Below are 23,742 nucleotides of genomic sequence, written 5' to 3' on the forward strand. Positions count from 1 at the left end.
CCCCAGCCCACCGATCTCCAGCTCAATCTCCTAGACCTCCTCGACATCGATCCACGAGACCTTCGCTGAAGATCGCTCACGTGCGGAAAACGGGGGCTAGCGGCGCTGGGTGGCCCAGCGGCGGATGGTGGCGATCCGCTCCTGGATCTGCTCCGCCGTCGCCTGCGCGATCGGGGGCCCGCCGCACGAGCGGCGCAGCTCCGAGTGGATGACCCCGTGCGGCTGGCCCGTGCGGTGGTTCCACGCGCCCACCAGGCCGTTGAGCTCGCGCCGCAGCTCGGCGATCTGCTCGTGCGGCGCCAGCGTCTCGGGCGGCTGCTCCTCCGCCTGCTTGCGCCTGGCCGCCTGCTGGTCGGACTGCCGCTTGCGCAGCAGCGTCGCCACCTGGTCGGGCTCCAGCAGCCCGGGCAGGCCAAGGAAGTCCTCCTCCTCCGCCGAGCCGACCGCCGCGCCGGTGCCGAACTCGCCGCCGTCGAACAGCACCCGGTCGAAGGTGGCCGAGGTCTCCATCGTCTCGAACGGGAGCTCGTCACCCAGGACGTCGGGATTGTCCTTCTGGCGGTTGGCCTGCTCAAGGAGGCTGTCGTCGAGCCCGTCCTCGGGAGGCCGCTTGTTGAGCACGTGGTCGCGCTCGACCTCCATCTCGTTGGCCAGCCCCATGAGCGTGGGCACCGAGGGAAGGAAGACCGAGGCGGTCTCGCCGCGCTTGCGGGCCCGCACGAAGCGGCCCACGGCCTGGGCGAAGAAGAGCGGGGTCGAGGTGGAGGTGGCGTAGACGCCCACGCACAGGCGGGGGATGTCGACGCCCTCCGACACCATGCGCACGGCCACCAGCCAGCGGTCCGGCGAGGCCGTGAACTGCTTGATCTTCTTCGACGCGCCGGGGTCGTCGGAGAGGACCACGGTGGCGCCCTCGCCGGTGATGTTGCGCAGGTGGCGGGCATAGGCCCGGGCGGTCTCGTGGTCGGTGGCGATGACCAGGCCACCCGCGTCGGGCACGCCCCTGCGCACCTCCGTGAGCCGCCGGTCGGCCGCCTGCATGACCTGGCGGATCCAGTCGCCCTTGGGGTCGAGCGCGGCCCGCCACGCCTGCGAGAGCTGGTCCTTGGTGAGCGGCGTGCCGAGCGTCGCGGCGATCTCGTCACCGGCCCGCGTGCGCCACTTCATCTCGCCCGAGTAGGCCAGGAAGATGACCGGGCGCACGACGCCGTCGTCGAGCGCGGGGCCGTAGCCGTAGGAGTAGTCGGCGACGCTGCGCTTGAGGCCCTCGGCGTCCTCCTCGTAGCCGACGAACGGGATCGGGTTGTCGTCGGACCTGAACGGCGTGCCGGTGAGCTGGAGGCGGCGGGTGGCGGGCTCGAACGCCTCGCTCACGCCGTCGCCCCACGACTTGGCGTCGCCCGCGTGGTGGATCTCGTCGAAGATCACCAGCGTCTTGCGCGCCTCCGTGCGCGCCCGGTGCAGCGCGGGGTGCATGGCGACCTGCGCGTACGTCACCGCGACCCCGGTGTAGTCGCGCGAGGTCGTGCCCTGGCTGTTCTTGAACTCGGGGTCGATGCCGATGCCGACCCGCGCGGCGGCGTCGGCCCACTGCCGCTTGAGGTGCTCGGTGGGCGTGACGATCGTGATCGACCTGATCACGCCGTTGGCGATCAGCTCGCTGGCGATGCGCAGGGCGTAGGTGGTCTTGCCCGCGCCCGGGGTCGCCACGGTGAGGAAGTCGCGCGGCTCGCGCCTGAAGTAGAGGTCGAACGCCTCCTGCTGCCACGCACGGAGCTTTGGGGCGGTGCCCCATGCGGCTCGGTCGGGATAGGAAGGCGAAAGGTGGGACGCGGCGAAGGTGCTCACCGCATCACCTCTGGGGTTCGTGTGCTTCGCTCTCTCACAGTGACCCGATAGTAATCGGGCCCACCGACAAGACGTGCCGGGAGCCGAGGATTCTGGCCAAGGTCTTCCTCACGTGCTATGCGACTTACCCGATTTCAGTCATGACCGCGTCGAGTGCTTGTCTGCGTGCTGTTTCCTCGGGTTGGAGCAGTCCGAGAAGCATCACCGCGGAGCCCTGGCGAGTGAGCAGGGTCACTCTCAGGAACGCCGGCCGGTTGACCACATCCTGATATTCCGCCCGCAGCGCCCGGGTGTGGCCCCCGGGGAGCTCCTTGTCCTCGACCACGGTCACCCGGTCGCCTTTGAGCAGCAGCCTGGAGTAGAGCTCCGCCGCCTCCGCCGTGGCCTTCTTGGCGTCCTCCACGGCCCCCGGGACCGGCCTGGCCATGACGAGCCCGCCGTCGCCGTCCCTGACCACGGAGGTGAACCCGGTCACGGGCGCCACCGCCCCCTGGCTCCACCCCTGCGGCAGCGTCACCGACACCTTGGCCAGGGAGTCGCTCAGCCGCCCGCCCTCCGCCGACGGCGCCGTGATCCGCAGCACCACGACGGTCGCCCCCGCCACCAGGCCCACGCCCGCCAGGAGGGCCGCCGACACGACCGCCCACCGCCGCAGCGACCGCCCGGACACGACCGCGCGCCGCCCTGGGTCCACCGGGGAGCCGTAGAGCCGCGCGGCCGGGGGAAGCGCGTCCCAGGGCTCGAACTCGCGGTCCAGGCCGTACTCGGCGGTCCTGCGGATCTGCGGGTTCCACGCCTTGCCGGGTTCGGGCGAGCCGGGGTCGGGATCTAGGGGGTCGAGGTCCAGGGGGTCGGGCTCGCCGCGGATCGGGTCCCGGCCGCGCGGACGGGCCTCCCGTCGCGCCGGCTCCTCGGCGGGGTCGGGCACGGCCTCCAGAGGGCCCGTACGCCCCCGCCGCGGCTCCTCCCCGTACGGCGGGCCCCACGCGTACCGCGGAGGAGTGCGGCGATGCCTGGGGCCGGGCTGAGGCGGCCAGACGCGGCGATCATCCTCCATGGCACCTCCCTGTCCGCTGTCCTATCACTCCGCGCGGCGGGGGTCAGGAGAACTGTGATCGGTGTGACAGGAGGGGCGGAATTCAGCGGGTGCGTCCCGCGAGCAGGGTGGCGCCGAGGGCGATGGCGGCCATCAGGAGCGAGATCACGACGAACCCGGTGGCAATCTCGGCCGGGGCGTGCCCGATCAGGTTGACCAGCGCGCCCGCCACGCCGATCGCCAGCGCGGACCCGAGCATGTCCGTGACGGACAGGGCGGCGGAGTTCGCCCCCTGCTCGTTCACTGGGGACTGCCGCAGCGCGGTGACGCTGACCGTGGTCATGCCGAACCCCATCCCGAACCCGGCCACGATCCACGCGGGCACCGCGATCCACCCGCTCACCCCGGGAAGGACGCAGAGCGTGCAGATCAGGATCGCGGCGGTGACGCACCCGGCCCCCAGCCGGATCCTCTTGTACGCCTCCCCGGCCCGCCTGCTCTGCAGGAACGACCCCGCGGACCACCCCAGCGCCCCGGTCGTCAGCGCGACCCCCGCGAGCTTGAGGTCGAAGGACTTCACCTCCTGCAGCGCCAGCGGGATGAAGGAGTTCACGCCGAAGAAGGCGGCCGAGAAGAAGCCGCGCATCAGCACGGTCGTGGGCAGCCCGCGCGCGAGCCGCAGCGCGCCGGGAGGCAGCAGCCGGTACAGCCCGTAGATCAGGAGCGCCAGGCCCGCGACGGTCTCCACGGCCCCCGTCACGGGCTGCCTGTGCAGGAGGTCCACGCCCTGCAGCAGCGCCCCGGCCCCGCCCGCCGTGGCGGTGGCGGCCAGCGTCATCGCGACCGGCCTGGAGCGCGGCCCCTGCGACGGCTCATGGGACGAGGCCGGCATGCGCAGCGCGGGCACCAGCATCACCAGCGCCGGGATGACCAGCGGGATGATCCCGTAGAAGACGTACCGCCAGCCCCACTGCTCGGCCACGAACCCGGCCACGGCCGGTCCCACCATGGCGGGCACCACCCAGGCCGCGGAGACGGCCGCGAAGACCTTGGGCCGCAGTCCCTCCGGATAGACCCGCGCGATCATCACGAGCAGCGCCACGATCGAGGCGCCCGCGCCCAGCCCCTGGACGGCCCGCGCCACGAGGAACAGCGCCGCCGAGTGCGCCGCCCCGGCCAGCGCCATCCCGGCCACGAACAGCACGACCCCCACCAGGAACGGCAGCTGGTAGCCGCGGCGGTCCGACCAGAGCCCCGCCACCACGTTCGCGAACAGGCTGGCGATGAGGAAGGCCGAGAAGCTGATCCCGTACAGGTCGAGGGCGTTCAGCTCGTGGGCCACCGCCGGCATGGCGACGCCGACCGACATGCCTTCAAAGGCGACCAACGTGATCACCAGGACGATGCCGACGGTCGCGGTGCGGTATTCGGGGCTGAGGATGCGGGTGGATTCGTAGGGAGTGTCGAGTGCCTTCGGTCCTGTCACCCACACATCGTAATTTGCCGGAAATCTAGACAGCGGGGATGTTTCGGTACACCGCCCACATCTGGTGCATGCGCTCCGCCTGCCCCGGGGTGAACTCCGACATGCACTTGTCGTGCGCGTAGTCCATGAAGTTGTGCGCCGGGTCCGGGCCGGGGTGCTGCGCGCAGGTGTCCTTGTCGGCCGGGCACGCCTCGGTCGGCCTGGCCTCCATCGGGGTGTCGCCGATGCCGTCGCCGGGCAGCTCGCAGCCGTTCTCGAACGTGTGGAAGAGGCCGAGCCAGTGCCCGATCTCGTGCACGCCGGTGAAGCCGCGGTTGTAGTTGGTCATCGCGCCGCCGGGCAGGCTGCGCCAGTCGATCACGACGCCGTCGAGCCTGGGCGTCTCGTGATACCAGTACGGGTAGCTGGCGAAGCCCAGCATCTGCTCGCTGAGCTGGGCGATGTAGAGGTTGAGCGTGTCGGCGCCGCCCTGGTGCAGCGCCACCTTCATCGCCCGCTCGTTGCCGACGGGGTCGTTGAACCACAGGGCGTTGTCGGTGACCGAGATGCCGTCGAGGCGGAAGCGCACGCCGGTGTCCACGCCGCCGTAGGTGCCGCCGTACGCGGAGTTGAGCGCGTCGATCTGGGCGTTGACGTCCTGGTCGGTCACCTTGCGCTCACCGCGCGTGATGACGTGCACCCGCGTCGGCACGGTGATCTGGGTGGGCGTCGTGACGCCGGCCAGGCGCCTGCCCAGCTCGATCAGGACCTTGGCCACGTCTTCCGGCTTGGGCGAGCGTGGCCCCGTCCTGCGGGGCGTGTAGGCCACGCAACGCGACGCCTGCGCCGCCTCGGAGCGGAGCGGAGGCGTGAACCCGACCGCGAGCAGCCATGCCAACGAGACGGCGGTCACGCGCCGGACCATGCAATCCCCCACACTACGATTTGAGCTGGTCTGGCTACCGACCGTAGCTTGACCTGGGGAGATTACCGGTCAGCAACACTCACTGCTTCTTGTCGCCGTCCTCGCCGCCACCCGGGGGCAGGCCCTCATAGATCTCCTTGCACTCCGGGCAGACCGGGTATTTCTTGGGGTCGCGGCTGGGCACCCAGACCTTGCCGCACAGGGCCCGGATCGGCGTGCCCGTGACCATGCTCTCGGTGATCTTGTGCTTGTCCGCGTAGTGCGCGAACCGCTCGTGATCGCCGTCGCCGTGCGACGTCCGCGGCGTGGTCTCCTGCTCTGGGAGGATCTTCGTGGTGCTCACTCCACAGAGTTTATGCCCGACCGCGGCCAGGTCCCCACAAAGCGACACGGCCCCCGCCGCGTGGCGGGGGCCGTGTCGTGAGATCGGGCCCAGAGAGCGAGCCCGGAGAGCGAGCCCGGAGAGCGAACCCGGAGAGCGAACCCGGAGAGCGAGCCCGGAGAGCGAGCCCGGAGAGCGAGCCCGGAGAGCGAGCCCGGAGAGCGAGCCCGGAGATCAGGCTCAGCCCATGTGGACGGGCGCGCCCTCGGTCTTCCTGCCGGCCTTGACGAACAGCGTCAGCACGGCGGTCAGCAGCGCGATGCCGGTGCTGACCAGGAAGGCCACGTGCATGCCGTCCATGAAGGCGCTGTGCACGGCGTTGCCGATCTGCTCCGGCACGCCGGGCGGGACGGTGCCGAACGCGGCGGCCTTCTCCAGCCCCGTCAGCTGCGCGGGCGGGATGGCCTGGGCCGCCGGGCCGAGGTAGCCGGGCAGCTTGTCGGAGATCTCGCCGGCCATCACGGCGCCCAGGATCGCGGTGCCGAGCGCGCCACCGACCTGCATGGCCGACTGCTGCACGCCACCGGCGACGCCGGTCAGGTTGACCGGGGCGTTGCCCACGATGATCTCCGTGGCGCCCACGAACACCGGCGACATGCCGAAGGCCAGCAGCAGGAACGGGATGCCGCTCTCGATGAACGACGCGTCGATGCTGAGCTGGGACATGAGGAACATCGAGAAGGCGGTGATCACCAGACCCGTCGCCATCGTGATCTTCGGCCCGAGCCTGCCGATCGCCATGCCCGCCAGCGGCGAGGCGACGATCATGCCGGCGCTCATCGGCAGCATGCGCAGGCCGGCCTCCAGCGGGGACAGGCCGTGCACGCCCTGGAAGAAGAAGCCGAGGAAGAACATCGCGCCGAACATGGCGAACGCGACCATCATCATCAGCACGGTGCCGATGGAGATCGAGGCGTTCTTGAACAGCGACAGCGGCACCAGCGGCTGGCTCGCCCTGCTCTGCCAGAAGATGAACGAGCCGATCAGCACCACGAACAGCGCCGCGAAGGTCAGCGTCGTGCTGTCGCCCCAGCCCCACTCGGGGGCCTTGATGATCGTCCAGACGAGCGAGAACATCGCGCCGGACAGCAGCAGCACGCCGAGCCAGTCGATCCGCGCCATCGTCTGCGCACGGCTGTCCTTGATCAGGATGGTGCCGAGGACGAGGGCGGCCAGGCCGACGGGGGCGTTGATGAAGAAGACCGTCTCCCAACTCGCGTTCTCGACCAGCAGGCCGCCCACGATCGGGCCGGCGGCGCTGGACAGGCCGATGATCGCACCCCAGGCGCCCATGGCCTGGTTGAGCCGCTCGCCCGGGAACGCTCCACGCAGCAGAGCGAGGGCGGCCGGCTGGAGCAGCGCGCCGAACAGGCCCTGCAGCACCCGCAGGGCGATCAGCGCGCCCACCGGGGAGAGGCCGGGAATGATGTCGGCCAGCTCGGCGCTGAGTCCGATGCCCACCGAGGAGACGGCGAAGCCCGCCACGCCGATCAGGAAGACCCGCTTGTGCCCGAACAGGTCGCCGAGCTTGCCGGCGGTGATCAGGAACACTGCCAGCGCCAGCAGGTAACCACTCGTCACCCACTGCAGGTCGGACAGCGAGGCCTTGAGATCAGCCTGGATGGACGGGTTGGCGATGCCGACGACCGTGCCGTCGAGCATGACCATGATGACGCCCAAGCTGACCGCCAGCAGCACGAGCCAAGGATTGCCGCCGGCCCCCGTTTTCGCCGGGCCGTGCGATGACGGCGCGTCCACCGCCTTCGCTTGAGCCATGAAGTCCCCCTAAGTACACGAACAGCCCCACACCGGGGCATAGGTCTCGTAAGCCTCAGGTAATCTATGACAGTCGATGACTAATGACAAACGAGTTTTATTCGTCGTCCTATGACTTATGGCACACTGTGACAGAAAGGTTTCGAGGGAGTGACTGCTGTGGGTCTGCGAGAACGCAAGAAGGAGAAGACGCGACTGGCGATCCTCGACGCCGCGCTCGATCTCTTTGTCGAACAAGGATACGAGTCGACCACGGTGGAGCAGATCGCGGGGGCGGTCGAGATCTCCCCACGCACCTTCTTCCGCTACTTCAACAGCAAGGATCACCTGGTGCTGTGGTTCCACGACCACGGCGAGGAGATCATGTTCGAGACGCTGGCGTCCCGCCCGCCGGACGAGTCGTCCTTCACCTCGCTCATGCACGCCATGCGCGCGGTCCTGGGTGATCTGGAGAGCTCAACGCCCGAGGACCGGGCGAGGTTCCTGAAGCTGCGGCGGCTCATGGAGGACCACCCGAGACTGGTGGGCATGTCGGTGGCCAGGGGCGCGGCCACCGAGCGCCGCCTCGTCGAGGTGATCGCCACCCGCAGGGGCGTGAACCCCGACGAGGACATGCTCACACCCTTGATCGTGGCGTTCGCCTCGTGCACCCTGCGCGTCGGCTTCGAGTGCCCGCGCCGCGAGAGCGACCTGCCGGAGATCACGCAGCGGATGGCGGAGACCATCGAGCTGGCCGAGCGCTCGCTGCGGCCCGGCTGGGACCGCTAGCCGGGCCGGCTAGTTCATCGTCGGGTCCTCCGGGCAGGTCGCCACGAAGGCCAGCTCGCCGGGCTGGCGGCGCAGCACGTGCCGCCAGAGCGCTCGGGGATCCGCGTGGAAGGTGTCGCCGGCCTCCGAGTCGACCACGTACCAGGCGCCTTCGGCGATCTCGCTCTCCAGCTGGCCCGACGACCAGCCGGCGTACCCCGCGAAAATGCGCATCTGCGCGATCTCCCCCTGCAGGATCTCGGGCGGCGCGTCCAGGTCCACCGTGCCGAGCCTGGAGACGGCGGGGGTGCCCGCGTGCAGCCTGCGCCAGCCGAGCGGCTCCTCGCCGCTGGGAACCGCCGCCAGCGCGAGCGCGCTGTCCGTCTGTACGGGCCCGCCCTCGAAGAGCACGGAAGGCCCGGTCACGAGCGGATCCCACACGGGCAGCACCTGGGTGACGGAGATGTCGCTCGGCCTGTTGAGCACCACTCCCAGGGTGCCGCCGTCGTGGTCGTGTTCGAGGATCAGCACGACGCTACGCCGGAAGTTGGGGTCGTCGAGAAGCGGCGTCGCCACCAACAAACCGCCGACGTAGATCGCTTCCGCCATACCTCCATCATGAGGGGTTCGCGGAGCTCGCGCTCCCCCAGTGCGTCGATGTTACTTTTCGTGGCCACATGGGCACCTTACGTATCAAAGATCACGCGCCGGGGGGAGCCCATGCATATCAGGACACGTATCGTGCTGGCCGCACTCCCGGTGTGCGCGATCCTGTTCCTCCCCAAGAGCGCGGAGGCGTGGCCCTGGCCTGACGACCACGGCGACCCGTTCACGATGACGGTGGACGACGTCCACTGCCGCTCGGGGCAGGCGGACGTCACCCTGCACAACCTGACCAAGCAGGTAGCGCCCTTCGACGTCCAGGCCGACGGGGTCAGCGTGGCGACCGGCTCCATCCCGGCCCGCAAGACGATCGTCAGGCACGTGCCGGTGAGCAAGGGCAGCACCGCGGACGTCGAGGCGTACTCGGTGGCCGACAAGCAGCGCAACACCCTCATCGACTCCAGCCGCGTCAAGAACGACTGCCCCTGGGGCCATCACCTCCGCAACCTCCCCTTCACCGGCCCGCCCGCCGACCTCATGGCCAAGCTGGCGACGGCGGTCGGCCTGATCGTGATGGGCGGCATCCTGTGGTGGTACGGCTCCATCTGGCCGCGTTCGCACCCGTGACCTAGGGCTCCTCCACGACGAACGCGCCGGCCCTGGCGGCGGCCAGCGTGCGCGCCACGGAGCGCTCGGCGTCCACCTCGGTCACCAGCTCCCTGGTGACCACGAGCCGGTAGTAGAGCGGGGCGGAGATCGCCCGGATCACCTCCGCGCCGTCGGTGCCCTCGGGCAGCTCACCCCGCTTGACGGCCAGGTGCACGACGTTGGCCCACTCCTCGATCCTGCGCACATAGAAGGCGCGCAGCGCGCCGGCGGCCTGCTCGTCACTGGTCGCGGCGGCGATCACCGCCTGGAACGTGGCACCGAGCCGCCCGTCGTTGACCGCCTCCAGCACGGACAGCGCGTTGGCCCGCAGGTCGGCCTCGACGCCGCCCGTGTCGGCGTGGGGCGTGGACTGGTTGGCCAGCTCGATCATGAGGTCCGTGACCAGGCCCGCCCTGCTCCCCCAGCGCCGGTAGACCGTGGTCTTGCCGACGCCCGCCCTGGCCGCCACCTGGTCCATGGTCAGGCCATGGAAACCGTGCTCGACCAGCTCGTCCTGCGTGGCCTCCATGACGGCCGCACGCACCCGCGCCGTGCGGCCCCCGGGGCGCACGGTTCCCGCCGAACGGGAAGGTTGGTCCATCTAATCTCCTTGTCGCAACGTTCCATTTTAACGGAACTGTCATCCCATTAAGGGTTGACGGCGCATTTCCCCCACCTTCTGGACGCTACCGTGCCAAGATCGGTTCCATTCCCCCATCTGTTCGGCATTACCGAACAAAACTGCGCTAGTGTGCGGGCTGTGGGAGAGACGATTCAGTCGGTCGAGCGGGCGGCCGCGATCCTGAGGCTGCTCGCCTCGGGGCCGCGCCAGCTCGGGGTCGCCGAGCTGGCCAGGGCGCTGGGCCTGCCCAAGGGCACGCTGCACGGCATCCTGCGCACGCTGGTCCACGTCGGGTTCGTGGAGCAGGACCCGGTCACCGGCAAGTACCGGCTCGGCGCCACGCTGCTCCACCTGGGCAGCAGCTATCTCGACGTCAACGAGTTGCGCACCCGCGCCATCAACTGGGCCGACGCGCTGGCGGGGCGCAGCAGGGAGAGCGCGTGGATCGGCACCCTCCACGAGGGGCACGTGCTGGTGATCCACCACGTGTTCCGGCCCGACGACAGCCTGCAGACCCTCCAGGTGGGCACGTACCTGCCGACGCACGCCAGCGCGCTCGGCAAGGTCCTGCTCGCCCACGACCCGTACGGCGAGCCGCCCGCGCCGCCGCTGCAGCCGTACACGAAGAACACGATCGTCGACCCCGCGGCGCTGGAGAAGGAGCTCGGCCTGGTCAGGACGCGCGGCTGGGCCGCCGAGACGGAGGAGCTCACCGAGGGCGAGGTGGCCATCGCCGCGCCCATCAAGGACCCGCGCGGCCTGGTGGTGGGCGCCATCGGCATCCGCGGCGCCGTCGAGCGGCTGGCCGCCGACGGCGCCCTGCACATGGAGTTCGTCTCGTACGTACGGGACGCCGCCCGCGCGATCACCCGCTCACTTGAACATCCCTAGGACCAGGAAATAGCATTCGTTCGGCATTGCCGAACCAGAACCAAGCGAGGAACCCCGTGCCTCGACCTCAATACGTCGCAGCCATCGACCAGGGCACCACGTCCAGCCGCTGCATCGTCTTCGACCAGGCCGGCAACATCATCTCCGTCGCCCAGCGCGAGCACCGCCAGATCTTCCCCAAGCCCGGCTGGGTGGAGCACGACGCGGCCGAGATCTGGCAGGCCGTGCAGGGCGTGCTGGCCGAATCCGTCGGCGGCATCGAGGACGGCCAGATCGCCGCACTGGGCATCACCAACCAGCGCGAGACCACCGTGCTGTGGGAGCGGGCGACCGGCCGGCCCGTCTGCCCCGCGATCGTCTGGCAGGACACCCGCACGGACCAGCTGACCCGGGCGCTGGCCGAGCACGAGGGGCTGTTCAAGGAGAAGGCGGGGCTGCCGCTGACGACGTACTTCTCCGGGCCGAAGATCCGCTGGCTGCTGGACGCCTATGGGCTGCGGGAGCGGGCCGAGCGCGGCGAGGTGCTGTTCGGCACGATGGACAGCTGGCTGTTGTGGAACCTCACCGGCCGCCACATAACCGACGTGACCAACGCCAGCCGCACCATGCTGATGAACATCCACACGCTGGCCTGGGACGACGAGCTGCTCGCCGCGCTGGGCGTGCCCCGCGCGATGCTGCCGGAGATCCGCCCGTCCGCCGAGGTCTACGGGCACACCGCGGCGGGCGTCCCCGTCGCCTCTGCGCTCGGCGACCAGCAGGCGGCGCTGTTCGGCCAGACATGCTTCGCGCCCGGCGAGACCAAGAGCACCTACGGCTCCGGCAGCTTCCTGCTGATGAACACCGGCCACGAGCCCGTCGTCTCCAAGCACGGCCTGCTGACCACGGTCGGCTACCAGATCGGCGAGGGCCCGGCCACCTACGCGCTGGAGGGCGCGATCGCGGTCACCGGGTCGCTGGTGCAGTGGCTGCGTGACAACCTGGGCCTGATCTCCAGCGCGGCCGAGATCGAGACGCTGGCCAGGACGGTCGACGACAACGGCGGCTGCTACTTCGTACCGGCCTTCTCGGGGCTGTTCGCGCCGCACTGGCGCTCGGACGCGCGCGGCGTGATCGCGGGGCTGACCGGGTTCGTCACCAAGGGGCACATCGCGCGGGCCGTGCTGGAGGCCACGGCGTGGCAGACCCGCGAGGTGGTCGACGCGATGAACGCCGACTCGGGGCTCGACCTGAGCACGCTGCGCGCAGACGGCGGCATGACCGCGAACAACCTGCTCATGCAGACCCTCGCCGACGTGCTCGCGGTGCCGGTCATCCGGCCCATGGTGGCCGAGACGACCGCCCTGGGCGCCGCCTACGCCGCCGGATTGGCGACCGGCTACTGGCCCGACATCGACAGCCTGCGCGCCAACTGGCACAAGGCCGCCGAGTGGCGCCCGGCCATCGACGAGGCCGCGCGCGAGCACGAATACCGCAATTGGAAGAAGGCCGTGGCCCGGACCCTCGACTGGGTCGAGCAGTAGGGAGTGGGGCAATGACGACGACGACCGCCGCCGACCGCGCGGAGATCCGCGAGGAGCTCTCGCGCGCCGCCTACGACCTGCTCGTGGTCGGCGGCGGCATCCTCGGCACGTCCGTGACCTGGATGGCCGCGCAGGCCGGGCTGCGGGTGGCGATGGTCGACGCCGGCGACTTCGCCGGCGCGACCTCCAGCGCCTCCTCCAAGCTGGTCCACGGGGGCCTGCGTTACCTGCAGACGGGCAACGTCAGGCTCGTCGCCGAGAACCACCGCGAGCGCCGCGCCCTGGCCGCCGACATCGCGCCGCATCTGGTCAAGCCGCTGACGTTCCTGGTGCCGATCTACAAGGGCGGGCCGCACGGGGCGGCCAAGCTGGGCGCCGGGGTGTTCCTGTATTCGGCGCTGTCGGTGTTCGGCGACGGCATGGGCAAGGTGATCACGCCCCAGCAGGCCCTGTCCAAGGTGCCCGCCCTGCGTACCGAGGGCCTGCGGGCTGCCGCCGTCTACGGCGATCACCAGATGAACGACAGCCGCGTCGCGGTCATGACCGTACGGGCCGCCGTGGACGCGGGCGCCGTCGTGCTCAACCACGCCGAGGTCGTCGGGCTGCGCAAGACGGGCGGCACGGTCACGGGGGCCGACCTGCGCGACCGGCTCGACGGGGCCGAGTTCGGGGTGTCCGCCCGGCTCGTCCTGAACGCCACCGGGCCCTGGGTGGACCACCTGCGGCGCATGGAGGACCCGGACGCCGCGCCGAGCATCCGGCTGTCCAAGGGCGCCCACCTGGTGCTGCGCCGCCACGAGCCGTGGAAGGCGGCGCTGACCACGCCGATCGACAAGTACCGGGTGTCGTTCGCCATCCCATGGGAGGACCACCTGCTGCTCGGCACCACCGACGAGGCGTACGAGGGCGATCCCGGCGGGGTGGGCGCCACCGAGGCCGACATCGCGCAGATCCTCGACGAGGCCGGCCACTCCGTGCGCGACGCCCAGCTCAGGCGCGAGGACATCACCTACGCCTTCGCCGGTTTGCGCGTGCTGCCCGGCGGGCCCGGTGAGGTAACGGCCGCCAAGCGGGAGACCGTGGTGACGCGGGGCTCGGGCGGCATGCTCTCGGTGGCGGGCGGCAAGTGGACCACCTACCGCCACATCGGCCGGCACGTCCTCGACACGCTCGCCCACCTGCCGGGGCGCCCCCTGGGCGACGACCTGGCCGACATCCTGCCCGCCGTGCCCCTCCCGGGGCTGGCCAGCCCCGACGCGGTGGCCCTGCGGCTGTGGACCGACCGCGACCCGGGCACGCGCATGGACCCGCTGGTGGCCAGGCATCTGGCCGGCCACTACGGGTCGATCGCGTTCGACCTGGCCCGGCTCATCCGCGAGGACCCCTCCCTCGGCGAGCGCATCCACCCGGACGGCCCCGACATCTGGGCCCAGGCGGTCTACGCGCGCGACCGCGAGTGGGCGGCCACGGTCGACGACGTCGTACGCCGCCGCACGACGCTCACGGTGCGCGGGCTCGACACGCCGGATGTACGCGACCGCATCGCCGCCCTGCTCACCTGACCCGGATCTGGGCAGGGGGTAGTCATGTGCACTCCGATGAACGAAGCCCTGCTCAGGCACTTCCGCGACCTGCGTGACGGCGACCACGGAGGGGCCGTCACACGGGAGGAAAAGGAACGTGTGTTCGCCATGGCGGCCGAGCTGCTCGACCCGGTGGCGCGCAGGGCACTCGACGAGATCAACGCCGACCTGCTGCTCGGCACCGGCGAGGTGGTGGCCAGCGGGGTCACCCGGTCGCGCGAGGGCGGGCTCAACGCGATGTGGTCGCTGACGTGGGCGGAGCAGCGCGCCACCCACAACCAGCCGATCGCGATCGTCGCCCATTACGGCTGCGACTTCCACCACCCGCACCTGCGGGGCAACACGGTCGGGGACTGGCCGCTGAACGTCTTCGACCTGGCGGACGCCGAGGGCCAGCTCGACACGCTACGGGCGATCGCCACCGCCGACGCCCACAACCTGGTCTTCCAGGAGAGCTACCACCTCATCCCGGCCATCACCGCCCAGGCCCCGAACCAGCCCGCCTGACACCGCCCGGCCCGACCGCCCGACGGGCACACCACCCGTCGCGCGCCACTGGACCGATCACGCGTCACGGACACCCCACCAACCACCACCGTCACGGACGCCGTGCCCATCCGCCAAGCACGCCACGAGCGCCGCTACCAGGAGCAGGCACCCGCCCGACCAGCGCCGGTGCGGCGAGGGGCCGAGCGGTGGAGCTCGGCGCAACGCGCACGGCGGGACGGTCAGCGGGCGTCGCCCTGGAGGCCCTCAGCCACGGGCGGCGGTCGGCGCCGCCCGTGCTCCGCCGTAAAAAAGCTTTACGCCTCGGTGAAGCCGCGCGCCCGGCCACCCGCCGACTCGCGCACCGCGGCCGCCACCGCCCCCGCCACGTCAGGGTGGAAGACGCTGGGGACGATGTAGTTGGGCCCCAGCTCCTCCGGCGTCACGACGGCGGCGAGGGCGCCGGCGGCGGCCAGCAGCATCTCCTGCGTGACCCCGTTGGCCTGCGCGTCCAGCAGCCCACGGAAGACGCCAGGGAAGGCCAGCACGTTGTTGATCTGGTTGGGGTAGTCGGAGCGCCCCGTGGCCACCACGGCCGCGTGCTCGCGCGCGTCGTCCGGCGACACCTCGGGCTCCGGGTTGGCCAGCGCGAACACCACCGCGTCCTTGGCCATCGTCGCGATGTCGTCGCCCGTCAGGATGCCCGGCGCCGAGACGCCGACGAAGACGTCGGCGTCCTTGACCGCCCCCCGCAGATCGCCCGAGTAGCCCTCGGCGTTGGTGTGGTCGGCGATCCACTGCAGCGACTCGTCGAGGTCGTCGCGCCCGCGGTGGACCGCGCCCAGGTAGTCGCAGACGATCACGTTGCGCGCGCCGGAGGCCAGCAGCAGGCGCAGCACCGCGTTGCCGGCCGCGCCCGCGCCCGCCATGGTGATCTTGACGGACCCGATGTCCTTGTTGACGACCCGCAGCGCGTTGGTGAGCGCCGCGAGCACGCAGATCGCCGTGCCGTGCTGGTCGTCGTGGAAGACGGGGATGTCGAGCAGCTCGCGCAGCCGCCGCTCCACCTCGAAGCAGCGCGGCGCGCCGATGTCCTCCAGGTTGATACCGCCGAACCCGGGCGCGATCACCTGCACCGTGCGGACGATCTCGTCGACGTCCTGGGTGTCGAGGCAGATCGGCCAGGCGTCGATGCCCGCGAACCGCTTGAACAGCGCCGCCTTGCCCTCCATGACCGGCAGCGCGGCCTCGGGGCCGATGTTGCCCAGGCCCAGCACCGCCGAGCCGTCGGTGACGACGGCCACCGTGTTGCGCTTGATGGTCAGGCGCCGGGCGTCCTCCTTGTTGCGCGCGATGGCCATCGACACGCGCGCCACACCAGGGGTGTAGGCCATGGACAGCTCGTCGCGGTTGCGCAGCGGCACCTTGGACTTCATCTCGATCTTGCCACCGAGATGCATGAGGAACGTGCGGTCGGACACCTTGTGGATGACGACGCCCTCGACCGCCTCGAGCTGGTCGACGATGGCCTGGGCGTGGTCGGTGTCCCTGGCCGCGCAGGTCACGTCGATGCGGAGCTTCTCATGGCCCGCGTTGGTGACGTCGAGGGCCGTGACGACACCCCCCGCCGACTCTACGGCGTGGGTGAGCTGGCTGACGGCCTTGCCGCCGGCCGGCACCTCCAGGCGCACGGTGATGGAGTACGACACACTCGGGACGGTCGCCACGTCAATCGCTCCTTCGGGACTGACCAAGAATTCCCCCATGATAGGGGGCGTCAGGTCAATCCAATGCCTCGGCCGCCATCACGATGATATCGACACAGGTGGGAACGGGGATCGTGGTGCTGTCGACGACCAGATGATATTGACATGAGTCCGTCGGATCGGCCCGATAGAAGTGTCGTACGTAGGCCGTCCTCGCCCGGTCGTTGTCCTCGATGATGCGGCGGGCCTCGCGCTCGCCCAGCTCCGCCAGCGTGGCCGTCTGCCGGACCCTGCGCTCCACGGGCGCGTCGAGCCTGACGTGGAGCGCGCCCGGATGGTCGGCCAGCACCACGGCCCCCGCCCGGCCGAGGAACACGCCGCCCTGGTCGCGGGCCATGTCCTTGAGCATGCGTTCGGTGCGGCGGACGAACTCCTCCGGCGCGTGCGGCATCGCGCCGGGCACGTACATGTCCACGCCGCCGAACGTGACGGTCGGTAGCCGCATCGCCCCCGAGAGCAACCGGCCGAGGCCGTGCTCGGCCCGGTCGTCATGGACCAGTGCCTCCTCCAGCGTGCAGCCCAGCTCCTGGGCCACCGCGCTGGGGATGGCGCGGTCGACGAAGGGCACGCCGAGGCGCTCCGCGACGGCCGGGCCGATCTGGCTACCGGCCGTGCCGTATGTCGCGGATATGGTGACGACCCGCATACACCCAGGTTAGAACAGTGCGCTCGCCAAAGCTCTACGTGCTTTCGCCAAAGATGGGTCGTCGGCCGGCAACGCGTCGAACAAGCCGAGCAGGTGACGCCTGGCCTTGTCGCGATCGTCTCCCGAGGTGCGCTTGACCACGGCGATGACCCGCTCGAACGCCTCGTCGACCGCGCCGGACAGCATCTCCAGGTCGGCGGCGAGCAGCTGCGCCTCGAAGTCGGCGGGGTCCTGCAGCCGCCGCTGGACGTCGGCGGGGTCGATGCTCTCCGTGCGCTTGATGAGGCTGACGCCGGCCAGGCCCATCTTGGCGTCCTCGTTGCCCGGCGCGCGGGCCAGCAGCCGCTCGTACGCCGCCGCGGCCGCGTCGAGGTCACCGCTGTCGATCGCCTGCTCGGCGGCCACCAGGTCGGGGTCGGCGGGCGGCCCCGCGGGCGCCTCCTGCTGCTCGCCTTCCGCCCCCGGGGGCCGGGCGTCGGGGTTGGCCTGGTAGAACTGCTCGACCGCGCCCATCAGCTCGTCGAGCCAGCGGCGCACCTCCTGCTCGGGCAGCACCTGCTGGAAGCCGGTGACGGCCTGCCCCTGGAAGATGGCCAGCACGGTCGGCACGGCCTGCACGCGCAGCGCCTGGGCGATCTGCGGGCTGGTGTCGACGTTGACCTTGGCCAGCACGGCCCGGCCGCCGAGATCGCCGACGACCTTCTCCAGCACCGGGCTGAGCTGGGCGCTGCCCGGCGCCCGCGGCGACCACAGGTCGAGGACCACGGGCGTGGTCATGGAGCGGTCGATGACGTCGGTCGTGAACGTCTCCTCGGTCACGTCCACGACCGAGGCCGACGCGGCCGCCTGGGGACCCGCCGCCTCCCGTCGGGCCTGCGACTCGAGGGCCTGCTTGCGCGCGCCCAGGTCGATCGCTCCGTAGAGCGACCCGGGCCTAGAGAAGTCCGCCATGCTCTTCATCTTGCCGCATCACCGGGGCGGCGCAGTCACCCGCCGCCCTCTTGGAAGTCGCCCGCCGCCACCCGGAGGGTGCGCAACTGGGTGAACATCTGGTGGAGTTCGTCCTCGGCGTACATGGTCAGGCCGAACTCGGCGCCCATCAGGTCGCGGGTGGCCCGCTCCACGACGTCGCGGCCGGCGCCGGTGATCTCGGCGAGCACGCCGCGCCCGTCCCGCGGGTTGGGCAGCCGGCAGACGAACCCGGACTTCTCCAGCCTGTCCACCGTGTTCGTGACGCTGGTGGGGTGGACCATGAGCCGTTCGCCGATCTTCGACAGCGGCAGGGCGCCTGCCTTGCTGAACGTCAGCAGGACCAGCGCCTCGTACCGGGCGAAGGTCAGGTCGTACGGCTTCAGCAGCGAGTCGAGCTGCGACAGCAGGATCTGGTGGGCCCTCATGACCGAGGTCACGGCGGCCATGGCGGCGGAGGGCCCGAAGTGGGCACGCCAGCTCTCCGCGGCGCGGTCGATGGGGTCGAACGGCAGGTTGAGCGGCTTGGGCTGCGACACAGCGCATACGCTAGCGCGCCCCTCGTCCCGGTTCGTCTGGTGACCTGGAGCGACAGGCTTCCCCGCTTGACCAAGAATCCGGACGTCAATCATCACGCTCAGTTATGGTTCTCGTACGTATGGTGACGCAGAAGCCAAGTCCATCGGCCTGTGGGGACAGGTCGGACTCATCGCTTCGGCCTTGCCGAGGGGCACGGGGGGTGCTTGATGGAAGTCAACGGGGAAACGGGTGCGTGAGCACGCGGGCGTTACACGAGAGGAGCTGAAGCAGAGCGCGGCCGTCACGGTGGCCGTGCTCCTGGCGATCGGGCTGCTGGCGGCGTGGAATGTCCTGATACCTGGCGTGGACGCGTGGGAGAACATCGTGGCCGCGGTCATCGGCTCGTTGCGGATGACGGGGCCGGTGGCCGCCGCGTTCGCCGCGTGGGTCGCGCTGCGCAAGCGCAGGGCCCTGCGCGGGCGGCCCCTCACGACGTGGCGGGCGCTCAAGGCGCCGCTGGCCATCGTGGTGGTGGTGCTCGGGTCGTTCGGCGCGACGGTGCTGGTGTTGGCGGTCAAGACGGTGCTCACCGACCAGTCGGGGCGGCTGAGCCTGTCCGGGCTGGGCATGGGCATGGCGGGGTTGGCGCTCTATTCGGTGATCGGCTGGGTGGCCGGTTGGGTGGTGCCCAAGGCGTTCACGCCACCGGTGGCCGGGCTGGCCTGCTATGGACTGTTCTCGTGGCTGGCCGACGACCGGGGCTGGGCGGACAAGCTGGCGCCCGGCACCGGCGAGCCGTACGACCTGTTCCAGGGGTTGAGCGGGGCGCCGTTCTTCGATCAGACGATCTGGCTGCTCGGCATCACGGCGACGCTGCTGCTCGGCTGGGCGGCGCTGGTGACCAGGCAGGCGCTGGTGCTGGCGTGCGCGCTGCTGTCCGTGCTGGCGGCCGGGATGGGCGTGTCGCGGGTGCTGGCCCAGCCGAAGCCGGCCGCGGCCGTGGACATCGCCTACAGCTGCCAGGACTGGCCGATCACGGTGTGCGTGCATCCGGGGATGCGCGCGGGGCTGACCGAGCTGGGGGCGGCGTTCACGCAGATCGCCTCCCGGCTGGCGGGCACGCCCGCGGCGTTCACGCGGGTGGAGCAGCGGCCGCTGGAGGAGCCGCTGAAGCCGTCGAACGGCCTCGCGCCCGTCCACGTGCCCGACCTGTCCGCGGGGTTCGCGGAGGAGGCGGCGTACGAGTACATCGAGTCCCTGGCCGCCCGCTGTCCGGGCACGGTGGCGGACGGCTACCGGGAGATCGTGATGGCGTGGCTGCGCGGGGAGCCGCTGCCCGGCGGCCCGCTGCCCGAGCACCAGTACGCGGCGTCGTGGTTCTCGTGGCTGAGCGAGCACCAGCGCAGGGAATGGCTGCGGATGTTCTACAGCGACTTCCAGAACTGCGGCCTGTCGAGCATGTACTTCGGCGGCGGTGGCGGCGCGGCACCGGCGCAGGTGGCGCCGTCGGCCCGCCCGACGCCGGAGTCGAGCCACGTCTACCCCGTCTACCCGGAGGGCGAAGGCACGCCGAACTCCGCCCCGAGCACGTCCATGGCCGGTCTGAGCTAGGCGGCGGCACAGGGATCGGAAGATGTCACCAAACGGCTGGCAATGATGATCGCCCGGGGGGTAGTCATGCACGCATGACGACTTCCCGTACGACGCCGCTCGAGGTGACGACCGCGCGGCGCCGCAGGTGGCGATACGCGGCGGGTTTCCTGGTCCTGGCGGTCCTGCTCGTGGTGGGCGGCCGCCTGGCCTGGACCTGGCTCAACCCGCTCGGCGAGCAGACCATCGACCGCAGCCAGCCGGTGCTCCTGCAGTCCATCAAGGACCTGAGCCGCTTCGAGGCCGCGACGGGGAACTTCCAGGTGGTCGTGGACCTGGAGAAGGACGCCAACTTCCTGCCCGACGCGATCAAGGGCACCCGCACGCTGTTTGTCGGAGCGGGCGGGGTGGACGCGTACGTGGACTTCTCCGGCCTGGCCGGGGACGCCGTGACGGTCTCGGAGGACCGCACCCAGGCGACCGTGCGCCTGCCCCGTTCCCAGTTGGAGAAGCCCAACCTGGACAACAGCCGCTCGTACGTGTTCGCGCAGCAGCGCGGGCTGTTCGACCGGGTGCAGGACTTCCTGTCCGGGTCGCCGGGGGACCAGCGGGAGCTCTACCTGCTGGCGGAGAAGAAGATCACGGAGGCCGCGGTGGCCAGCGACCTGCGGGCCAGGGCCGACGCCAACACCAAGGCCGTGGTGTCCGGCCTGCTGAAGTCGCTCGGCTTCACGAAGGTCACGGTGAAGTTCACGGACGAGCCCTAGGGGTGGCTCACGGGGGCCTTAGTCGGCTCGTGCACCTGCCTAAGTACCTCCCTATCTGCGCCTACGACCGGAGATAAGGCATCCGCCCGATGTGTCCGGGAGGGCCTTAGGAGGAGTCTCAAGAGTGCAGGGAAGAAGACACACGAGCCGCAAGGGGCCCCCATGAACGCCGAACTCGAGTACACCGTGATGCAGCACCACGCCTCCGAGCTCCGCCGCGCCGCGGCCGAGCAGCGGCGGGTGCGCGAGGCGCAGAAGAGCCTGCGGTCCGAGCGCCGCACCCGCTCGGTCTTCGCCAAGTTCCTCGCTTCATGACCGTCCACAAGCAGCCCGGCCGCATCCTCCCTCGCGGCCGGGCTGAACAGCCCCCGTAAGGGGGCCGGCGTCGGGGATCCGAAATCCTGGTCGGGTCCCTGAATCGCGGAGCCCCGGTCCATTCCTGGTCGGACCGGGGCATCGCGCTGTCCGAGCCGGTCCACCGGCCCCGGGATGCCGGTCACTCCCCTGCGGGGTACTGGAACACGTCGTCGAGCGGGACTCCGAACACCCGCGCGATCTGGAACGCCACCTCCAAGGAAGGCGAGTAGCGGCCCTGCTCGATGGCGATGATGGTCTGCCTGGTCACGCCGATCCGCTCGGCCAGCTCCGCCTGCGTCATCTCCCCGCCGGCGAACCGCAGGGCCCGGATCGAGTTCGTGACCTTCGTGGGCTTCACCATGCCGGTAGACCCCGGCGGTAGGCGACGATCTTCAGCGCGGATCCCAGGACCGACGACAGCACGAACGCCAAGTAGATCACGTTCGCGATCCAGAAGTGGTCCACCTCGGCCAGCGCCATCAACAGCGCCGCCACCGCGCCCAGCACGAGGCACCACTGCCCGGCGTAGTCGCCGTACTGCCGGATCTCGCGGTCACGCTGGTCCTTCTTGCCGGCATCCCGGCGGAAGACCACCGAGAGGGCGATGTCGAGGGCGATCGTCGTGGCGATCGCGCCTCCGATGCTCCACAGCAGCGCCGCCCCGTAGGGCACCTCGGCGACGGGGGCGCCGCCCGCCCGGCCGAGGATGATCACGACGTACGTGCCGTATGCGCAGACCGAGACCACGGCCATGATCCACGCACGTCTCTCTTCCGGTGCCATGTCTTCGAATGTAAAGCAGCGCGGACATCGTGTCTAGAATTCTTTACATCGAACCGCGCCGCAAAGAGCCCTGGGGCCCTTCGCGGCGCTCTCCTACTGCTTGGGGACCGTGATGAGCAGGGCGTCGCCCTGGCCGCCGCCACCGCACAGGCCGGCCGCGCCCAGGCCGCCGCCCCGGCGCTTCAGCTCGTACGCCAGCGTCAGCACGACCCGTGCGCCCGAGGCCCCGATCGGGTGGCCCAGGGCGATGCCGCCCCCGTTGACGTTGACCTTGTCCAGCGGCACGCCCAGCTCCTTGGCGGACTGCAGGACCACGCTGGCGAAGGCCTCGTTGATCTCCACCAGGTCCAGGTCGCCGGCCGTCACGCCCTGCTTCCACAGCGCGTGCTTGATGGCGTTGGCCGGCTGGGACTGCAGGGACGCGTCCGGGCCCGCGACGTTGCCGTGCCTGCCGATCTCCGCCAGCCACTCCAGGCCCAGCTCCTCGGCCTTGGACTTCGACATGACCACGACGGCGCAGGCCCCGTCGGAGATCTGCGAGGCGGAGCCGGCCGTGATCGTCCCGTCGGCGGCGAAGGCCGGGCGGAGCTTGGCCAGGGTCTCCGGGGTGGTGTCACCGCGTACGCCCTCGTCCTCCTTGACGACCAGCGGCTCGCCGCGGCGCTGCGGGATCTCCACCGGGACGATCTCGTCGTCGAAGAGGCCGTTCTTGGCGGCGGCGGCGGCCAGCTGGTGGGAGCGGGCCGACAGGGCGTCCTGCTCCTCGCGGCCGATGCCGAGCCGGGCGTTGTGGTGCTCCGTCGACTCGCCCATCGCACGCTGGTCGAACGCGCAGAACAGGCCGTCGTGGGCCATCGAGTCGACGACCTGCGAGCCGCCGTACTTGACGCCCTTGCGCAGGCCGGGCAGGAGGTGGGGGGCGTTGGTCATGGACTCCATGCCGCCGGCCACCACGATGTCGAACTCGCCCGCGCGGATGAGCTGGTCGGCCAGCGCGATGGCGTCCAGCCCCGACAGGCAGACCTTGTTGATCGTGATGGAGGGGACGGTCATCGGGATGCCGGCCTTGACGGCGGCCTGGCGGGAGGGGATCTGGCCCGCGCCGGCCTGCAGGACCTGGCCCATGATGACGTACTCGACCGCCTCGGGCGCGACCCTGGCACGCTCCAGGGCGGCCTTGATGGCGATGCCACCGAGCTCCACGGCGGACAACCCCGACAGGGATCCCAGGAGCTTGCCTATGGGCGTGCGAGCTCCGGCCACGATGACGGACCTGGACATGACAGGGGCCTCCTACGCTCACGTCGGGTTCTTTGACACCATACCCACGAGTAGGCAGACGCTCGCTATGGAGGTGCGCCACATATGTTCATGCGGATCGACCACATCGGAATCGCGTGCAAGGACATCGAGGCGAAGATCGCGTTCTTCTCGGAGACGTTCGAGCTGACCGTGGTCGCCAGGGAGGTTAACGAGGAACAGGGCGTGAAGGAGGCCATGCTGCACATCGCCGACGGCGAAGGCGGGGGCTCCTACATTCAGCTCCTGGAACCCCTCTCAGAGGACTCCCCTGTGGGAAAATTTATCGCTAAGCGGGGCGAAGGTGTCCATCATGTGGCATTCGGGGTTCCCGATGTCGCCCAGGCAATGGCTAAGATCAGCGAGAAGGGTGTGAGGCTCCTGGACGAGCGTCCCAGGCACGGGTCGATGGGCTCCGAGATCGCGTTCCTGCACCCCAAGGACGTGGGAGGCATGCTTACGGAGTTGGTACAGGCGCCCAGGCTCTAACACCGGCCCTTACAAATGTTAA

25 protein-coding genes are annotated in these 23,742 nt (G+C 70.4%); 10 read left to right on the top strand and 15 right to left on the bottom strand.

Annotated features, from left to right (window positions below; translation table 11 throughout):
* Positions 1–96: 96 nt before the first annotated feature.
* From ABZS69_RS63905 to ABZS69_RS63930, 6 genes are all read right to left on the bottom strand, one after another.
* Entirely contained in the window at positions 97–1,848 is a 1,752-nt protein-coding gene (locus tag ABZS69_RS63905) for a DEAD/DEAH box helicase (RefSeq protein ID WP_355393884.1), read from the bottom strand.
* 124 nt (positions 1,849–1,972) lie between these two features.
* Positions 1,973–2,905: a hypothetical protein gene (locus ABZS69_RS63910; RefSeq protein WP_355393887.1), complete on the bottom strand. Its 933-nt coding sequence runs from the start codon at positions 2,903–2,905 to the stop codon at positions 1,973–1,975.
* A gap of 82 nt (positions 2,906–2,987) precedes the next feature.
* A complete protein-coding gene (locus tag ABZS69_RS63915; protein WP_355393890.1) occupies positions 2,988–4,370 on the bottom strand; it encodes an MFS transporter in 1,383 nt (460 codons plus the stop codon).
* 25 nt (positions 4,371–4,395) lie between these two features.
* Positions 4,396–5,262 carry a zinc metalloprotease gene (locus tag ABZS69_RS63920; protein WP_355393893.1) on the bottom strand — a complete coding sequence of 289 codons (867 nt, stop codon included), beginning with the start codon at positions 5,260–5,262 and terminating at the stop codon, positions 4,396–4,398.
* 91 nt (positions 5,263–5,353) lie between these two features.
* Positions 5,354–5,617 carry a DUF3039 domain-containing protein gene (locus ABZS69_RS63925; protein WP_355393896.1) on the bottom strand — a complete coding sequence of 88 codons (264 nt, stop codon included), beginning with the start codon at positions 5,615–5,617 and terminating at the stop codon, positions 5,354–5,356.
* 219 nt (positions 5,618–5,836) lie between these two features.
* Positions 5,837–7,432: a DHA2 family efflux MFS transporter permease subunit gene (locus ABZS69_RS63930; protein ID WP_355393899.1), complete on the bottom strand. Its 1,596-nt coding sequence runs from the start codon at positions 7,430–7,432 to the stop codon at positions 5,837–5,839.
* A 159-nt stretch (positions 7,433–7,591) separates the two neighbouring features.
* On the opposite strand from ABZS69_RS63930, the gene ABZS69_RS63935 reads away from it, so the two are divergent.
* Positions 7,592–8,200 carry a TetR family transcriptional regulator gene (locus ABZS69_RS63935; protein ID WP_355393902.1) on the top strand — a complete coding sequence of 203 codons (609 nt, stop codon included), beginning with the start codon at positions 7,592–7,594 and terminating at the stop codon, positions 8,198–8,200.
* A gap of 9 nt (positions 8,201–8,209) precedes the next feature.
* Here the strand turns inward: ABZS69_RS63935 and ABZS69_RS63940 are convergent, their stop codons facing one another.
* Positions 8,210–8,788 carry a YqgE/AlgH family protein gene (locus ABZS69_RS63940; RefSeq protein ID WP_355393904.1) on the bottom strand — a complete coding sequence of 193 codons (579 nt, stop codon included), beginning with the start codon at positions 8,786–8,788 and terminating at the stop codon, positions 8,210–8,212.
* Between the two features lie 132 nt (positions 8,789–8,920).
* Between ABZS69_RS63940 and ABZS69_RS63945 the strand changes: the two genes are divergently transcribed.
* Positions 8,921–9,409, top strand: coding sequence for a hypothetical protein (locus ABZS69_RS63945; protein ID WP_355393906.1), 489 nt, complete (start codon positions 8,921–8,923; stop codon positions 9,407–9,409).
* A 1-nt stretch (position 9,410) separates the two neighbouring features.
* Here the strand turns inward: ABZS69_RS63945 and ABZS69_RS63950 are convergent, their stop codons facing one another.
* Positions 9,411–10,031 carry a TetR/AcrR family transcriptional regulator gene (locus ABZS69_RS63950; RefSeq protein ID WP_355393908.1) on the bottom strand — a complete coding sequence of 207 codons (621 nt, stop codon included), beginning with the start codon at positions 10,029–10,031 and terminating at the stop codon, positions 9,411–9,413.
* A 159-nt stretch (positions 10,032–10,190) separates the two neighbouring features.
* On the opposite strand from ABZS69_RS63950, the gene ABZS69_RS63955 reads away from it, so the two are divergent.
* The 4 genes from ABZS69_RS63955 to ABZS69_RS63970 are packed head-to-tail and all read left to right on the top strand — an operon-like array spanning position 10,191 to position 14,556.
* The gene (locus ABZS69_RS63955) at positions 10,191–10,943 is read left to right on the top strand and encodes an IclR family transcriptional regulator (protein WP_355393911.1); all 753 of its coding nucleotides are present in this window, start codon (positions 10,191–10,193) and stop codon (positions 10,941–10,943) included.
* 56 nt (positions 10,944–10,999) lie between these two features.
* The gene (glpK, locus tag ABZS69_RS63960) at positions 11,000–12,466 is read left to right on the top strand and encodes a glycerol kinase GlpK (RefSeq protein WP_355393914.1); all 1,467 of its coding nucleotides are present in this window, start codon (positions 11,000–11,002) and stop codon (positions 12,464–12,466) included.
* Between the two features lie 11 nt (positions 12,467–12,477).
* Positions 12,478–14,028: a glycerol-3-phosphate dehydrogenase/oxidase gene (locus tag ABZS69_RS63965; protein WP_355393917.1), complete on the top strand. Its 1,551-nt coding sequence runs from the start codon at positions 12,478–12,480 to the stop codon at positions 14,026–14,028.
* A gap of 36 nt (positions 14,029–14,064) precedes the next feature.
* Positions 14,065–14,556, top strand: coding sequence for a hypothetical protein (locus tag ABZS69_RS63970; protein ID WP_355393920.1), 492 nt, complete (start codon positions 14,065–14,067; stop codon positions 14,554–14,556).
* A gap of 296 nt (positions 14,557–14,852) precedes the next feature.
* On the opposite strand, the gene ABZS69_RS63975 is transcribed toward ABZS69_RS63970, so the two are convergent.
* Genes ABZS69_RS63975 through ABZS69_RS63990 form a run of 4 tightly spaced genes read right to left on the bottom strand, consistent with a single transcriptional unit; the run spans position 14,853 to position 18,455 of the window.
* Positions 14,853–16,262, bottom strand: coding sequence for an NAD-dependent malic enzyme (locus ABZS69_RS63975; protein ID WP_355393923.1), 1,410 nt, complete (start codon positions 16,260–16,262; stop codon positions 14,853–14,855).
* A gap of 55 nt (positions 16,263–16,317) precedes the next feature.
* Entirely contained in the window at positions 16,318–16,947 is a 630-nt protein-coding gene (locus tag ABZS69_RS63980) for a cytidylate kinase-like family protein (RefSeq protein WP_355393926.1), read from the bottom strand.
* Between the two features lie 9 nt (positions 16,948–16,956).
* The gene (locus tag ABZS69_RS63985) at positions 16,957–17,898 is read right to left on the bottom strand and encodes a tetratricopeptide repeat protein (RefSeq protein ID WP_355393929.1); all 942 of its coding nucleotides are present in this window, start codon (positions 17,896–17,898) and stop codon (positions 16,957–16,959) included.
* A gap of 35 nt (positions 17,899–17,933) precedes the next feature.
* The gene (locus ABZS69_RS63990; protein ID WP_355393931.1) at positions 17,934–18,455 is read right to left on the bottom strand and encodes a MarR family transcriptional regulator; all 522 of its coding nucleotides are present in this window, start codon (positions 18,453–18,455) and stop codon (positions 17,934–17,936) included.
* Between the two features lie 229 nt (positions 18,456–18,684).
* Here ABZS69_RS63990 and ABZS69_RS63995 point away from each other — a divergent pair, with 229 nt between their 5' ends.
* The 3 genes from ABZS69_RS63995 (at position 18,685) to ABZS69_RS64005 (ending at position 21,107) form a co-directional block, all read left to right on the top strand.
* On the top strand, positions 18,685–20,046 hold the full coding sequence (locus ABZS69_RS63995) for a hypothetical protein (RefSeq protein WP_355393934.1): 1,362 nt from the start codon (positions 18,685–18,687) through the stop codon (positions 20,044–20,046).
* 74 nt (positions 20,047–20,120) lie between these two features.
* Positions 20,121–20,792 carry a DUF4230 domain-containing protein gene (locus tag ABZS69_RS64000; RefSeq protein WP_355393937.1) on the top strand — a complete coding sequence of 224 codons (672 nt, stop codon included), beginning with the start codon at positions 20,121–20,123 and terminating at the stop codon, positions 20,790–20,792.
* 162 nt (positions 20,793–20,954) lie between these two features.
* Positions 20,955–21,107, top strand: coding sequence for a hypothetical protein (locus ABZS69_RS64005; RefSeq protein ID WP_355393940.1), 153 nt, complete (start codon positions 20,955–20,957; stop codon positions 21,105–21,107).
* Positions 21,108–21,288: 181 nt separating this feature from the next.
* Here ABZS69_RS64005 and ABZS69_RS64010 read toward each other — a convergent pair whose 3' ends face one another.
* The 3 genes from ABZS69_RS64010 to ABZS69_RS64020 form a co-directional block, all read right to left on the bottom strand.
* Complete coding sequence (locus tag ABZS69_RS64010; protein WP_355393943.1) at positions 21,289–21,510, bottom strand: helix-turn-helix transcriptional regulator; 222 nt, start codon at positions 21,508–21,510, stop codon at positions 21,289–21,291.
* Positions 21,504–21,932, bottom strand: a complete 429-nt coding sequence (locus tag ABZS69_RS64015; protein WP_355393948.1) for a hypothetical protein — start codon at positions 21,930–21,932, stop codon at positions 21,504–21,506. Before ABZS69_RS64015 ends, ABZS69_RS64010 begins: the two co-directional genes overlap by 7 nt.
* A 93-nt stretch (positions 21,933–22,025) precedes the next feature.
* Positions 22,026–23,213, bottom strand: a complete 1,188-nt coding sequence (locus ABZS69_RS64020; protein WP_355393951.1) for an acetyl-CoA C-acetyltransferase — start codon at positions 23,211–23,213, stop codon at positions 22,026–22,028.
* 84 nt (positions 23,214–23,297) lie between these two features.
* Here ABZS69_RS64020 and mce point away from each other — a divergent pair, with 84 nt between their 5' ends.
* On the top strand, positions 23,298–23,720 hold the full coding sequence (gene mce, locus ABZS69_RS64025; RefSeq protein WP_355393954.1) for a methylmalonyl-CoA epimerase: 423 nt from the start codon (positions 23,298–23,300) through the stop codon (positions 23,718–23,720).
* Positions 23,721–23,742 lie beyond the last annotated feature (22 nt).

Source organism: Nonomuraea sp. NPDC005650, assembly GCF_040605375.1.
In the GTDB taxonomy this organism is placed as follows: Bacteria; Actinomycetota; Actinomycetes; order Streptosporangiales; family Streptosporangiaceae; genus Nonomuraea.